Annotated in this window: 12 protein-coding genes and 1 pseudogene; 11 read left to right on the top strand and 2 right to left on the bottom strand. The window is 33.8% G+C overall.

Features of this window, described 5'->3' with window-relative positions; genetic code table 11:
- The first annotated feature begins 132 nt into the window (after positions 1 to 132).
- The 10 genes from LGK95_RS11350 (at position 133) to LGK95_RS11305 (ending at position 11,005) form a co-directional block, all read left to right on the top strand.
- Complete coding sequence (locus LGK95_RS11350) at positions 133 to 1,173, top strand: ABC transporter substrate-binding protein (RefSeq protein WP_226124899.1); 1,041 nt, start codon at positions 133 to 135, stop codon at positions 1,171 to 1,173.
- 25 nt (positions 1,174 to 1,198) lie between these two features.
- The gene (locus tag LGK95_RS11345) at positions 1,199 to 2,104 is read left to right on the top strand and encodes an ABC transporter permease (RefSeq protein ID WP_226124898.1); all 906 of its coding nucleotides are present in this window, start codon (positions 1,199 to 1,201) and stop codon (positions 2,102 to 2,104) included.
- Positions 2,105 to 2,106: 2 nt separating this feature from the next.
- On the top strand, positions 2,107 to 2,898 hold the full coding sequence (locus tag LGK95_RS11340; protein ID WP_226124897.1) for an ABC transporter permease: 792 nt from the start codon (positions 2,107 to 2,109) through the stop codon (positions 2,896 to 2,898).
- A gap of 35 nt (positions 2,899 to 2,933) precedes the next feature.
- Positions 2,934 to 4,268 (top strand): aminotransferase class III-fold pyridoxal phosphate-dependent enzyme, encoded by a 1,335-nt coding sequence (locus LGK95_RS11335; protein WP_226124896.1) that lies wholly within the window; start codon positions 2,934 to 2,936, stop codon positions 4,266 to 4,268.
- Positions 4,269 to 4,344: 76 nt separating this feature from the next.
- Complete coding sequence (locus LGK95_RS11330; protein WP_226124895.1) at positions 4,345 to 5,664, top strand: M20/M25/M40 family metallo-hydrolase; 1,320 nt, start codon at positions 4,345 to 4,347, stop codon at positions 5,662 to 5,664.
- A 23-nt stretch (positions 5,665 to 5,687) separates the two neighbouring features.
- Positions 5,688 to 7,235, top strand: coding sequence for an NCS1 family nucleobase:cation symporter-1 (locus LGK95_RS11325; RefSeq protein WP_226124894.1), 1,548 nt, complete (start codon positions 5,688 to 5,690; stop codon positions 7,233 to 7,235).
- A gap of 69 nt (positions 7,236 to 7,304) precedes the next feature.
- Complete coding sequence (gene hydA / locus LGK95_RS11320; RefSeq protein WP_226124893.1) at positions 7,305 to 8,678, top strand: dihydropyrimidinase; 1,374 nt, start codon at positions 7,305 to 7,307, stop codon at positions 8,676 to 8,678.
- A 4-nt stretch (positions 8,679 to 8,682) separates the two neighbouring features.
- Complete coding sequence (locus tag LGK95_RS11315; protein WP_226124892.1) at positions 8,683 to 9,006, top strand: hypothetical protein; 324 nt, start codon at positions 8,683 to 8,685, stop codon at positions 9,004 to 9,006.
- Positions 8,996 to 10,213, top strand: a complete 1,218-nt coding sequence (gene preA, locus LGK95_RS11310; protein ID WP_226124891.1) for an NAD-dependent dihydropyrimidine dehydrogenase subunit PreA — start codon at positions 8,996 to 8,998, stop codon at positions 10,211 to 10,213. Before LGK95_RS11315 ends, preA begins: the two co-directional genes overlap by 11 nt.
- Positions 10,214 to 10,570: 357 nt before the next feature.
- Entirely contained in the window at positions 10,571 to 11,005 is a 435-nt protein-coding gene (locus tag LGK95_RS11305) for a hypothetical protein (RefSeq protein ID WP_226124890.1), read from the top strand.
- Positions 11,006 to 11,108: 103 nt separating this feature from the next.
- On the opposite strand, the gene LGK95_RS11300 is transcribed toward LGK95_RS11305, so the two are convergent.
- Positions 11,109 to 12,506, bottom strand: coding sequence for a hypothetical protein (locus LGK95_RS11300; RefSeq protein WP_226124889.1), 1,398 nt, complete (start codon positions 12,504 to 12,506; stop codon positions 11,109 to 11,111).
- Positions 12,507 to 12,637: 131 nt separating this feature from the next.
- Entirely contained in the window at positions 12,638 to 13,648 is a 1,011-nt protein-coding gene (locus LGK95_RS11295) for a DUF3048 domain-containing protein (RefSeq protein WP_226124888.1), read from the bottom strand.
- A gap of 187 nt (positions 13,649 to 13,835) precedes the next feature.
- Between LGK95_RS11295 and LGK95_RS11290 the strand changes: the two are divergent.
- Positions 13,836 to 14,030, top strand: a pseudogene (locus LGK95_RS11290) (FAD-dependent oxidoreductase); the annotation flags it as partial.
- Between the last annotated feature and the right edge of the window lie 17 nt (positions 14,031 to 14,047).

Below are 14,047 nucleotides of genomic sequence, written 5' to 3'. Positions count from 1 at the left end.
AATTATAACAAATAGAGGGGGTCATTGTTTTTTTTATTATAAAAGTAGCTTAAACCCTTGCTAATGCAAGGATTCAAATAAATAAAACAAAGATAGTGTTAACACTATCTAGTTTAAGGGGGAGATATTAAAATGAAAAAAATATTAACGGGTATTTTATGTTTAGGGCTTATATTAAATCTTACAGGGTGTGGATCTAAAACTGCAACTACGGCAACGAAGGAATTAGTGGTAGTTGACTGGGGTGGAAATTATACAGACGTTAGTAAGAAAGCTAGGTATGAACCATTTGAAAAGAAATATAATGTAAAAATTAAAATTGTATCTCCTACAGATTATGGTAAATTTAAGGCGATGGAGCAATCAGGAAATATAGAATGGGATGTTGTTAACGTTGATGCGGATTTTGCTATAAGAGGAGCAAAGGATAATTTATTTGAAAAACTTGATTATAATGTAATAAAAACTGATGGTGTAGATAAAAAATTTATTTCAGATTATGGTATTGCATCTGAAACCTTTGCTGTTGCGATTTCATACAACACAAATTCTTTTACTGCTGCTAATCACCCAACGACTTGGAGTGACGTTTGGGATACAAAGAAATTTCCAGGAGCTCGTTCTTTTCAAAAATTTGCTGAGGGTACTTTAGAAGCTGCATTACTTGCAGATGGAGTTAAACCAGATAAATTATATCCATTAGATGTTGACAGGGCTTTTGCAAAACTTGATAAAATTAAGCCTAGTGTAAAATCATGGTGGACATCTGGAGCACAAGCACCACAACTACTTGCAACTGGTGAAGTTACTGCAGCTGCAGCCTGGAACGGAAGAGTACTTGCCGCTAAAAAACAAGGTTCTCCAGTGGACGTTGAGTATAATCAAGCTATAATACTTGCAGATTCTTGGGTAGTACCAAAAGGATCAAAAAACAAAGATTTAGCAATGAAATTTATTAATTACTGTACTACAGCAGAAACTCAAGCTGAATTTTCAAAGCTAGTAGACTATGGTCCAACTAATTCAAAGGCATTACCATTATTAAGTGAAGAAATTAAAACTAGACTAGGAAAATCAACTAGTAGCGCTAAGCAAACTGTTGCCGATATTAAGTGGTGGGCAGACAATTTCAATGCTGTAGATGCACGTTTCCAAAAATGGCTTTTAAAATAATATAAGAAGATTCGGGGGTATAGTTATGGAACATGAATATTCAAAAACAAACAAAGGGATACATAATGAAAATGTACCCTTTTCCATTAAATTAAAGAAAATGTTAGATCCTAAATGGATTATGATTTTATTACCGGTAGCTTTTATTTTGATTACTACATTTATACCTATGATAAACCTATTTAAATTAAGTGTAGTAGATGAAAATGGTTTTACAATGAAATATTTATCGCAGGTTTTTACAGAGCAAATATATTTAAAGGTTATATTTCTTACATTAAAAATTGCATTTTTAGTTACTATAAGTTGTTTAGTACTTTCATATCCGGTTTCTTACTTTATTATAAAATTAAAATCTCCTAAATTAAAGAAAGTTATATTGCAACTTATTATGATACCATTTTGGATAAGTTTACTTGTAAGAACTTTCTCTTGGATAGTAGTACTTCAAGATCAAGGGGTAGTTAATTCTATTCTAAAAAGTTTGGGAATTACAAGTCAACCTGTTTCTTTGGTGTATAACACAACAGGGGTATTAATAGGAATGACTCATGTATTACTTCCTTATATGATTTTGAATGTATATTCAACAATGGAAGGAATAGATAGAAATTTAGTTCAAGTAGCTCAAGTAATGGGAGCAAAACCTACAAGAGCATTTTGGGAAATATTTTTCCCGTTATCAGTTCCTGGAATATTATCAGGATCAATGCTAGTATTTATTCTTGCTTTAGGTTACTTTATTACTCCGGCATTACTTGGTGGTGCTCAGGACATGACGATTTCTATGCTTATTCAAAATAATATAAGTAATACTTTGAACTGGTCTTTAGCATCGGCTCTTGCATTAGTATTATTTTTAATCACACTAGTATTGCTTGGTGGATTACTCTTCTTAATGAGAAACCATCCTGCACTTAAGGAGGATTAATTATGTGGCTTGCAATTATAGCAATATTGGTATTGCTTTTTATAATAGTTCCAATTTTAGTATTAATACCATTATCATTTACATCCGTGAATTATTTTACATTTCCACCAATCGGATTTTCAACGAAGTGGTATCAAGATTTCCTTCAAAATGAAGAATGGATTGAATGCTTTTTTAGAAGTCTTGGGGTTGCATGTTTAACTGCGATATTTGCAGTAATCATAGGAACACTAGCTGCGATGGCTGTTTCTCGAACAGATTTTAAATACAAGAAAGCATTTATGGCTTTAATGGTTGCACCAATGGTAATACCGGTTGTAATTATAGGTATAGCACTTTATAATTTTTATGCACCACTTAGGTTAAACAATACTATTACAGGACTTGTATTGTCGCATACTTTGCTTGCGATACCAATAGTATTTATTACATTAACTGCAGGGCTTAAAGGAGTAGATTCTAACATTGAGCTTGCAGCTGCTGGACTTGGTTCAAAACCCTTTGGTGTATTTTTTAAAATTATATTACCTCAAATTAAAACTTCAATGTTATCTGCATGTTTATTTGCTTTCATTACATCACTCGATGAGATAACAGTTACAATATTTTTATCCGGTACTGATACAAAAACACTACCAATAGCTATGTGGGAAAGTATGAGAAATAACATAACTCCGACTATTGCTTCAGTTTCAACGATTCTAATATTTGGAACTGTATTATCTTTTTTATTGCCGGAACTTTTGAAAAAATTATTTCATAAAAGACCTTTGGACCGAATTGTTGAAAAGTAATCTATTGTAGAAAAAATATTAATTAGGGGTGAAATATGGAAATTTTAGAAGCTAATAAAATTAAACAGCAAGATAAAAAATATAATCTGCATTCTTGGAGTGCTCAAGGAAATTTAAACCCGATTGTAATAGAAAAAGCTGAGGGTATTTATTTTTGGGATAGCGATGGGAAAAAATACTTTGATATGTCATCCCAACTAGTAAACCTTAATGTTGGTCATGGTAACAAAAAAATTATCCAGGCTATAAAACAACAAGCTGAAAAGATGGCTTATATGGGACCGGGTTATGCAGTGGATGTTAGATCAAAGCTAGCAGCTAAAGTAATAGACAAAGCTCCAGGCAACATGGCAAAAGTATTTTTTACTTTAAGTGGAGCTGAATCTAATGAAAATGCAATAAAAATGGCGAAGATGGTAACAGGCAGAAATAAAGTATTCTCAAGATATAGGTCTTACCATGGAGCTTCATATGGAGCAGCAAATCTTTCGGGAGAACCAAGACGTTATACTTGTGAACCTGGCATTCCTGGATTTGTAAAATTCTTTGATCCATACATTTACAGAGAAGGTATAGAGTTTAAATCTGAGGAGGCAGCAAGTAAATATTATGTTGATAAACTTCGAGAACAAATTATATATGAAGGTGCTGAGTCTGTAGCTGCAATTTTTATTGAAACTATAACTGGAAGTAATGGTGTAATAATTCCTCCTAAGGGGTATCTACAAGGGCTAAGGAAAATATGTGACGATTATGGAATTATGCTTGTGTGTGATGAGGTTATGACAGGATGGGGAAGAACAGGAGAATGGTTTGGGTGCAATAACTGGAATTTAGAACCTGACATGATTACTTTCGCGAAAGGTATAACTTGCGGTTACGTTCCATTAGGCGGAGTTATAGTAAATGAGAAAATAGCAAAATATTTTGATGATAATGTTTTATATTGTGGACTTACGTACAACGCGCATCCTTTAAGTTGTGCAGCTGGTTGTGCGACTCTAGAAGTATATGATGATGAAAACCTTATAGATAATTGCAAAGCTATGGGAAAAGTATTGGGAAAAGAACTAGAAAAATTAAAAGGAAAACATGCATCAGTAGGTGATGTAAGATATATAGGCTTATTTTCAGCAGTGGAATTAGTTAAGGATAAAGCTACAAAAGAGGCAATAGTTCCTTACGGCAAAGACCCAGATAAAATTATGGGTAAAATTGTAGGAGCATTAAAGGATAAAGGATTTTCTACCTATTCTCATGAAAATTGTATTATTGTAGCACCTCCATTAATTATAAAGGAAGAGGAGCTCAAAGAGGCTCTAGTTATGCTTGATGAAGTATTAAGTTATGTAGATGAAGAATTAATTTAGAAAATCTGAGGAGTTTTATTGTCATAGGCCTGAGGACATGATAAAAACAGATTTTACGGTGGGGGGGGTTAAATTTATGAGAGATATAATTGAAGTTATAACAGAGCTAGGTGAGGAGTTTAAATCAGGTACTATAAAATTTACTCAGAAGTTAATACAAACTCCAAGTATAAGTAGTACAGAAAAAGCTGTATCTGACCTGATACTTTCTGAAATGAGGAAGCTTGAATATGATGAATACTTTAGAGATGATATGGGAAACATTGTTGGAATTGTAAAAGGAACCGAGCCGGGGCCAACTATAATGTATAACTCTCATTTAGATCATGTTAGCCCAGGAGATGTAAACAATTGGGAGGGGTACGATCCTTATGGTGGGGAAATAGATTTATGTGAAGTAAATGCACAGGATAAATCAGTAACAGAAATAGCAGAGTGTATTCATGGACGGGCAGCTTCAGATGTAAAGGCAGGAGAAGCCGCACAAATATATGCAGGTGGAATACTCGCAAGACTTAAATATTTAGGTTATGGATTTAAAGGGAACTATATGTTTACTGGAGTTGTACAGGAAGAACCAGCTGAAATGGTGGGAATGATCCATCTTATTGATAAGACATTTCCTGCAAAAGGAATAAATTATGATGCTATGGTATCCTCCGAAGCTACCTCATTAAAAATTTATTGTGGACATAGAGGAAGAGTAGAGTTTTTGTCAACGATTTATGGTAGAACCTGTCATGGAAGTTCGCCATGGCTTGGAGTTAATTCTATTTATAAGGCAATACCACTTATAAGTAAAATAAAAGATGAGCTTTATCCATCACTTCCTTGTGATGATAAATTAGGAAAAGCATCTATATCTATAAATATAATAGAATGCTCACCAGGAGCATTGTCCATTATACCTGATAAATGTATGCTTTCAATAGATAGGAGAACTATTCCAGGAGAGACTGCTGAAACATCAAAAGCTGAAATAGAGAAACTTATACATCAAATAGTTAAAACAGATCCAGAATTTAAAGCTTCTATAAAGGTGAAAGCTGCATTAGAAAAGTCTTATACAGGGGTAGAGTATGAAGCTGTTAAAGATATGAGTCCATGGAAAATAGCAGAAGATCATCCCTTTGTATTAGCAGCGGCTGAAGGTCTTAAGGAAGTTGGTCAAACGGTCAAATATGGATATTGGGAATTTGGAACAGATGCTAGTAAAACTGCAGGCATAGACAGAAAACCAACTATTGGATATTCACCTATGCAGGAGCAATATGCTCATACACCATACGACAAGGTACGAACTGACTTTATATCAAAAGCTTTAATAGGCAATGTAGCAATATTTTTAAAAGTTATTGGTTGTGAAGATAAAGCTTTTGAACCACTTAAGTGGTAATTAATTGTTAGGGGGAGTATAATATGTCAAAAGTAGTAAAGACGCAAAGAGAAATTAGAGGGTTGTTTGAATTAACAGATGCAGCAGTAAGTAAAGTAAAAGATAGCCCTTATTATAATGTTGATTTAGCAGCAACAAAAATTAAAGAAAGAACTTGGGGAGCTTACAACATTGCTGCTTTATGGATAGGAATGTGTGTCTGCATACCTACATATATGATGGCTTCTGGTATAATGGCAGCAGGTTTAACCTGGTGGCAAGCACTTTTGAATATTACACTCGGCAATCTTATAGTATTAATTCCTATGCAGTTAAATTCACATGCAGGTACCAAATATGGTATACCGTACCCAGTATTTGCGAGGTTATCATTTGGAGTGAGAGGTTCAAACATTGCGGCTATGGCAAGAGGAATTGTGGGTGCAGGTTGGTTTGGAATTCAATGCTGGATTGGTGGAGAAGCAATAAATACCGTATTTTCTACATTAAGTCCAGCATGGGCGCATTGGTCACTTGGGATTTGGATTTCTTTCTTTGCATTCTGGGCAGTAAATGTAGCTATAGCATATAAAGGACTTGAAGCTATAAAATTTATGGAATCTTGGGGAGCACCAATACTTGGTATAATATCCTTGGCTTTAATGTATTGGGCGTTTACATCAGTAGTAGGTTCAGGAAAAAGTGTAGGAGATATATTCAATATGCCTGTTGGAAACAAAGCTACAAATTTTTGGAAAACATTTATGGTAAGTTTGACAGCAAATATAGCATTCTGGTCTACACTTTCATTGAATATTCCTGACTTTAGTAGATATGCAAAGAGTCAAAAGGATCAAGCAAAAGGACAAATTTTGGGATTGCCTTTAACTATGCTTGCATTTTCTTTCGTGGGAGTATTTGTAACAGGAGCTACAAAGGTTTTATATGGTGAATTTATATGGGATCCAGTACAGGTTATTCAAAAGATAGATAGCCCTATGGCTGCTATAATAGGGGCAATAGGAATAACAATTGCAACACTTACGACTAATATTGCAGCGAATGCAGTGGCAACATCTAATGATATATCAAATTTAAGCCCTAAGAAGATATCATTTAAGAAGGCAACACTTATAACAGGGGTTCTTGGAGTAGCAATAATGCCTTGGAAACTAATGTCTACAGCAAGTGCATATATTTTTGGATGGCTCGGAACTTATGGATTATTACTTGGACCTTTAGCTGGTATATTTATTGCAGATTATTATATTCATCGTAAAAAAGTTATAGATGTATATTCTCTGTTTGCTGGCAGTGAAGGACGTTACTGGTACAAAAATGGTGTCAACAAAAATGCTATATACGCTTGGATACTCGCAGCTATACCTCCTATCATAGGAAAGTTTGTTCCAAGTCTTGGTTTCTTAGCTGATAGTGGGTGGATAATTGGATTTCTTTTAGGAATGCTAATATATACGCTTCTTATGAAAAATGATAAAGTTACTCTCCTATCAGAAGAAGAAAGCGTAAGAATAACAGAAGTAGTAGAAAATTCTTCTGACCAGAATATAGAAAAAACTAATGTTTGTTAATTAAAATAATAACTTCTGTGCATGATTATATGCGCAGAAGTTATAAAATTTATGGGAGATGTGTATAATATGGACTTAGTAATAAAGAATGGAACAATAATAACTGCAATTGATACTTATATAGCTGATATAGGTATAGAGGATGGAAAGATTTCTGTTATAGGTAAAGATATTATTGATCCTTTATCAAGGGTTATAGATGCAAAGGGTAAATATATAATTCCAGGGGCCTTAGATGCCCATACACATTTACAGATGCCTTTTGGAGGCACGGTTTCATCAGATAACTATGAAGCTGGTACAAGGGCTGCGGCATGTGGAGGTGTAACCACTGTGTTTGATTTTGCAATTCAACAAAAGGGAGATGGAATAATTCAAACTGCCCAAAATAGAGATAAGCTTTGTGCCCCCAACGCTTGCGTAGATTATGCGTTTCACGTAGCTATAACTGATCTTACCCCTAAAGTATTAGAAGAATTTCAAAGTGCAGTGGATTATGGTATTCCAAGCTTTAAGGTCTTTATGGTATATAAAAAAGAAGGTTTAATGGTTGATGATGCTGTGCTTTGTAAAGCATTAAAAAAATCTAGTGAAACTGGAGCTATGATTAGTGTTCATGCCGAAAATGCAGATTTAATTGATTCAAGAATAGAAGAGTACTTAAGTGAAGGCAAAACATCTGCATGGTATCATTATTTATCTAGACCTGAATTTGTAGAAGCAGAAGCTGACAAGCGAGCTATACATTGGGCTAAATCATTTAATGCACCATTATATATAGTTCATCTAGCTAATAAAGAAGGCATGGATGAAGTTAAAAAGGCGAGAAGTGAAGGGTATGAAATATATGCAGAGACTTGTCCTCAATATTTGAATTTTAATAGTGATGTCTATAAAAGAGAAGATGGAAGAAATTTTGTATGCTCTCCACCAATAAAAGGTCAAGAAAGCCAAGATGCTTTATGGGAAGGAATAAAAACTGGTGATATTGCGACTATTGCAACAGATCATTGTCCATTCCAAAGTTATGAGAAAGATTGGGGAAAAGATGATTTTACTAAAATACCAAATGGATGCATGGGTGTAGAAAATATGTATCCATATATGCTTAGTGAAGCAAATAAAGGTAGACTATCCTTTAATAAGGTTGTAGAGTTATGCTCCTCGAATCCAGCAAAAATATTTGGGTGTGCTCCAGCAAAAGGAACTATAGCTCCAGGAAGTGACGCAGATATAGTGATTTATGATCCAGAGAAGGAAGTTACTATAACAAAAGAAAATATGCACTCCAATGTTGATCATACCATTTGGGAAGGAACTAAAATTAAAGGCTATCCTGTAATGACGCTGTCAAGAGGGAAAATAGTATTTGAAAATGGAGAATTTAAAGGAGAGCCAGGCTGGGGGAAACTCTTAAAAAGAAAAGGCAGAAAGGTAAGGTAACATTATGATTAATAAATTTATTATTGAAGAAGAAGTAAACAGATGTTTGCTTTGCTTTGATGCTCCTTGTAGCAAGAAATGCGAAGTAGGAAAGGATCCTGCAAGCATTATATTGTCATTAAGATTTAAAAATAATAAGGCAGCTGCTGTTAAAGCACAAGATTTTGAATCTCAATATGGATCTTGCGTAAAAGCCTGCCACAATAAAATGAGCTGTATGAAAAATTGTATAAGAGCTAAAATTGACAGACCGATAAAAATACCTATGCTTATGAATTATATTAGTAATTCAAATAAAATAGAAGAGGAGGTAGGGGATGAAAGGTAAAGATTTATCTATAGATTTTTGTGGTATTAAGTGTGAAAACCCATTTTTCCTTTCATCTTCAGTTGTAGGTAGTAATTTTGAAATGTGTTCAAAAGCTTTAGAAATGGGATGGGCTGGGGTAGCATTTAAAACGATTGGTTTTTATATATCAGAGGAGGTTTCTCCCCGCTTTGATGTAATAGGAAAAGAGGCAACGAACTTTATAGGAATGAAAAACTTAGAGCAAATCTCTGACCATCCTTTAGAGCAAAATTTGAATTGGATGAGGCGACTTAAAGAAAAGTATCCTTCTAAGATCCTGATTGCATCCATTATGGGTGAAACAGAGGAAGAATGGACTAAACTTGCAAGGCTAGTAACGCAGGTTGGAGCAGATATTATAGAATGCAATTTTTCCTGCCCTCAGATGGCAAAGGAAGAAATGGGAGCCGATGTTGGTCAAAATCCGGAATTAGTAAAAAGCTTTTGCGAAGCAACTAGAAAAGGAACTAATCTTCCAATACTAGCTAAGATGACACCAAACCTTGGAAATATTGTGATACCTGCGGTTGCATCAATTGAGGGAGGCGCTGACGGCATCGCCGCTATAAATACAGTGAAAAGTATTACAAGGGTTAATTTAGGTAACTTAGCTCCGTATCCTTCTATTGAAGGTAAATCCTCAGTCTCTGGTTATTCAGGAAAAGCTATTAAACCTATAGCATTAAGATTTATAAACGATTTAGCTAAAAGTGATAAATTAAAAAATATCCCTATAAGCGGTATGGGAGGCATTGAAAACTGGGAGGATGCAGTCGAATTTATTCTGCTCGGGGCTTCAAACCTTCAAGTTACAACTGCTGTTATGCAATACGGCTACAGAATAATCTATGATTTAATTAGTGGCATTTCTTACTATATGGAGAAGCGAGGATTTGAGACAGTTGGAGATATAGTAGGCAAAGCACTTCAAAATGTTGTTCCCGCAGATGAGTTACCTAGAGATTTTATAATATACCCATTAATTGATAATGTTAAGTGTATAGGTTGTGGGAGATGTTATATATCCTGCAGCGATGGTGGACATCAAGCAATTGAGTGGGGAAGTGATCTTCGAGTTCCCTCCATAATTAAAGACAAATGTGTCGGTTGTCATTTATGCGGGCATGTATGTCCAGTAGGTGCCATAGAGCAAGGTGAAAAGAAATATAAAAATAAGAATATATAAGGGGGTGCCAATAGATGATTAAATATCATTTAAGGAGGCAGCCCGTTTTTCATATCATTCATCGAAAATTTACAAAATAAATGTATATAATTTTATATGAATAAATTATTAAAAGAAATGCTTGTTTTTAAAGCTTTCCAAGAGTTTGGTAATAGATTGTTAACAATATTGACACTTAAATGCAACAATTATTTGTTAGTATTATTATAAGAAGCAGAGGTACTGCAAGAGGTTTTTAGGAAAGTTAATGTAAAAGATTTATTGCATTAACAAGTTATACTAAAAGATTATGCTTAACCAACATTAAATTGAAATTTATATTATAGCCTTTAAGGGCGGAAATGGAGACAAATTATTATGAATGTTAAATCTAAAAATGGGTCTAAAAAATTAGGGAAATCTGCTATTTCAATTGTTTTGTATATTATCGCAGCAATTGTAGCAATCATGGGAGTTGCATTGTTAGTTAATAATATCTACTTATTTAAAAATACAGTTTCTCAATATGTAGCTCAAGGTTATGCTGCTGCTACTGTAAAAAAGGAATTAATGACATCACAGCTTCTACCAGGGATATTTGAACCAGTTGGCGTATATGGAGGCATTGCATTTCTTCTATTAGGCGTTGGTATAGTTAATAAGAAAGTTTCAAATTGTTTAAGATTGTTAACTAAAGCTGAAGTTTGCAACGATATTATAGAAGAAGATGTTGTAAACCCAAATGTTGTTAATGCAGGTAATGCAGATATAACTAAGAAGACAGAAAACGTGAAAAATATAGAAAAAGCTTAATGAATATGCAACAAAAGGACTTGCATCAGTATAATTGATGCAAGTCCTTTTTAAATCCTAAATTTTATAATAATAATTTTGCTTTGTTACATGAAATATTAGTTTAAATAATCAATATAGCAACTATTGTAGTAACTATTAACCCTATAATTACCGGCTTAACATTTTTCTTAGCAAGTTCAAAAGGATCCACACCACAAATAGCTGCTACTGGTATTACTGCCCAAGGGATTATTGTTCCTCCACCTACCCATATTCCAGCTATTTGGCCTAGTGCTGTAAGTGTAGCTATGCCACCGCCGAGTGCTGTTGAGAAAATTCTAGCAATAGAACCAACTAGTGGTATGCCGGAAAAACCAGAACCGTCTAGTCCAGTTATTGCGCCAACAATTGTAATTGTACCGGCTGAAACAACAGAGTTCAGTGGAACTAGGTTTGATAATGCCACGCCTAAGTCATTAACTATTCCATTAGAACTTTGGGGAAGTATTTTTCCGAAAATATCAATGAGAGCTGAATCTCCTAGATAAAAGAAAGCAGCTATAGGAATAACTATACCAAATATCTTAAATCCAAATTGCAAGCCTTTAACAAGATTATCTGTGATTTTCTCAAGTGAATGACTCTTATAAGTAAATACTGAAACTAAACTTAATACAAATACAGCTGTACCTCCAATAAGAGCTGTTGCGTCTCCGCCTTGAAGTTTTGAAGTATACATTATATAGATGTCTATTGCGAAAAGCACAAATATCAATAACGCCAAAATTCTTCTAAGTCTTTTTGAAGATATAAGCATTGTGTCTGTTGTATTGATAGGTGATTCTACTATTTTGTTTTGGCTTAACGGTATGCCTGCTTTAATATCTTTACGAAGAAGATAAAAGGCTACAGTAGTTGTAACTAAACCCATTGTGATTACAAGTGGGATGCTTGCAGATATAACACTCGATATAGGAATGCCTGCTCCACCTGCTGTAAGTTTAGGTGCTGCTTGAATTATATAATCACTTGAGAGAGCTATGCCGTGTCCAAATAAGTTCATTGAGATAGCAACGCCCATGGCTGGTAATCCGGCTTTGATAGCTATAGGTAAAAATAATGCTCCCACAAGAGCGACTGCTGGTGATGGCCAGAAAAACCAGGACAAAATCATCATAACAATTCCAATAACCCAATAAGCTACCCAATAATTTTTAATGACCCCTTTAAAAGGAGACACTATTTCATCATTTATGCCAGAGGCCACAAGAGTGTTGCTCATAGCAGTTACAATGGATATTATGAAAATTGTAGGCATTAATTCCTTTGTTGCGTAAACAAAACTATTAAATACTCCCATGGTAGACTCTGAAATAGACCCAGTACCTGCAATACCTAAAATAAATATACCTACTATACATATAAGTGTTATATCTTTCTTCTTCACCATAGCAAATATTATTATAATAATGAAGATAAGATATATATAATGGAGGGGTGTTAAAGTTACATTAATCATCAACTACTCCAATTAGAATTATTATAATATATGTTATGACAAAATACATACCTTGTTACAATATTTTATGTACATATTTGTATATTTTATGGGTTATATTGTAAATAGGGTGTTCCAGCTTCTATCATAATTTATTTTATGTCAATAACAGTACTTTTGTCTACAATGTTCCACCAGGTCTTACCAGGATTTAAAGGCAAAGAATTACCTTTCTCATCTGTTAGAATAGTTTGAGATGTAGAATCTTTTTTCGACCAGTGCATTTTAACAAACTTACCATTGCTAATAACATAGCCATCCCCTGTGCCAACAAGCTGAATGTCTAAATGAACTCCGTCTTTCTGATTTTTAATGGAAGTTATTTGTACAACTACATTCTTAAATGATAGAGGGAGATTATCTTCTTTATTATTTGAAGATTTTCCATCCATGCTTTTTAGGTAAAAACCATTTTTAAAAGCGTAACTAGTATTGTAGAGTCTATTCATTTTTAATACTACATTTGTTACTTTAGGAGATGTAGCATTATCCCAGTAGCTTTTGTCAAATTTTAATTTAACAGAAGGTGAGTATGCATAATTCTTTGTTTTAACAAGGGCTCTTAACTTTTCTGTAGATGTATAAAGGTTATGCGGTGATTTCCTTATTGAATCTCTCCAGTAAGTAGAAGTATTTGTCATTTCATTCATACTCATTAATTTTTCGCTCTTTATTTCATTAAGGGCTTCTTGACTTCCTCCACAATGTGCAAAGGGCAAATTATATTCTTTTGCTATATCTAAGAAATAAGGTCTAGCGCTTCTGAGTGGTCCGATTTTTTGTGCATTTTCCTTTTGAAATAATGCAATAAATCTAGGGGTACCGCCTTCAGCCATGGTTTCATAAACTATATCTGCAGCGTTTAAACCTGATTGAGGTCTTGCAGGTACAGAGTTTTCTACTATGGCAAGTACAGCTACATTATCTAATACTTCCTTTTTAACTTCTTCACCTGTATATGGTGAATAGTATTTTTGAACTGAATTCACAGAGGGTTTTGATTTGCTAGGATTAGCAATGGGTTCGGCTTTTTTGCTACATCCCTGAGTTATAAAGCTTATTGATAGAATTATACATAATAGTAGCTTGGACTTGTTTTTCAAATTAAACATCTCCTTAGTAAATTATTTAGAAAAATTGGAATACTTTCCTCTATTATAAACTATTCGAATTATCATGTATTTAGTATTATACTAATAGTTTTAAAATATCTATTCTAATGTAAATGTTTATATTAGAATAGATATTAATAAAGACTTAATATTATAAGTATGTTGGGAGGGTCATTTTATGTATGACGTAATTATTATAGGGTTAGGGGTAGTGGGAGCGGCTATTGCAAGAAATCTTTCAAGATATAATTTAAAGATATGTATTCTAGAAAAAGAAGATGATGATGTTTCTACTAAAGAATCAAAAGCTAACAGTGGTATAGTTCATGGAGGCTATGCTGCTAAATACGGTACATTAAAAGGACGATTATGTGGAATATACTCGAAAAA

Origin of the sequence: Clostridium algoriphilum, from assembly GCF_020443705.1 — a bacterium.
Classification (GTDB): Bacteria; Bacillota; Clostridia; order Clostridiales; family Clostridiaceae; genus Clostridium_AD; species Clostridium_AD algoriphilum.
The sequence above is the reverse complement of the archived record's forward strand: the minus strand, read 5'-3'. Positions and strand labels throughout refer to the sequence as shown.

What these genes read in the sequence shown, in the direction of transcription:
- hydA (WP_226124893.1), top strand. Translation starts at nt 7,305, where the DNA reads ATGGACTTAGTAATAAAGAATGGAACAATAATAACTGCAATTGATACT.
- LGK95_RS11325 (WP_226124894.1), top strand. Translation starts at nt 5,688, where the DNA reads ATGTCAAAAGTAGTAAAGACGCAAAGAGAAATTAGAGGGTTGTTTGAA.
- LGK95_RS11305 (WP_226124890.1), top strand. Translation starts at nt 10,571, where the DNA reads ATGAATGTTAAATCTAAAAATGGGTCTAAAAAATTAGGGAAATCTGCT.
- LGK95_RS11300 (WP_226124889.1), bottom strand. Translation starts at nt 12,506, where the DNA reads ATGATTAATGTAACTTTAACACCCCTCCATTATATATATCTTATCTTC.
- LGK95_RS11335 (WP_226124896.1), top strand. Translation starts at nt 2,934, where the DNA reads ATGGAAATTTTAGAAGCTAATAAAATTAAACAGCAAGATAAAAAATAT.
- LGK95_RS11345 (WP_226124898.1), top strand. Translation starts at nt 1,199, where the DNA reads ATGGAACATGAATATTCAAAAACAAACAAAGGGATACATAATGAAAAT.
- LGK95_RS11330 (WP_226124895.1), top strand. Translation starts at nt 4,345, where the DNA reads ATGAGAGATATAATTGAAGTTATAACAGAGCTAGGTGAGGAGTTTAAA.
- LGK95_RS11315 (WP_226124892.1), top strand. Translation starts at nt 8,683, where the DNA reads ATGATTAATAAATTTATTATTGAAGAAGAAGTAAACAGATGTTTGCTT.
- preA (WP_226124891.1), top strand. Translation starts at nt 8,996, where the DNA reads ATGAAAGGTAAAGATTTATCTATAGATTTTTGTGGTATTAAGTGTGAA.
- LGK95_RS11350 (WP_226124899.1), top strand. Translation starts at nt 133, where the DNA reads ATGAAAAAAATATTAACGGGTATTTTATGTTTAGGGCTTATATTAAAT.
- LGK95_RS11340 (WP_226124897.1), top strand. Translation starts at nt 2,107, where the DNA reads ATGTGGCTTGCAATTATAGCAATATTGGTATTGCTTTTTATAATAGTT.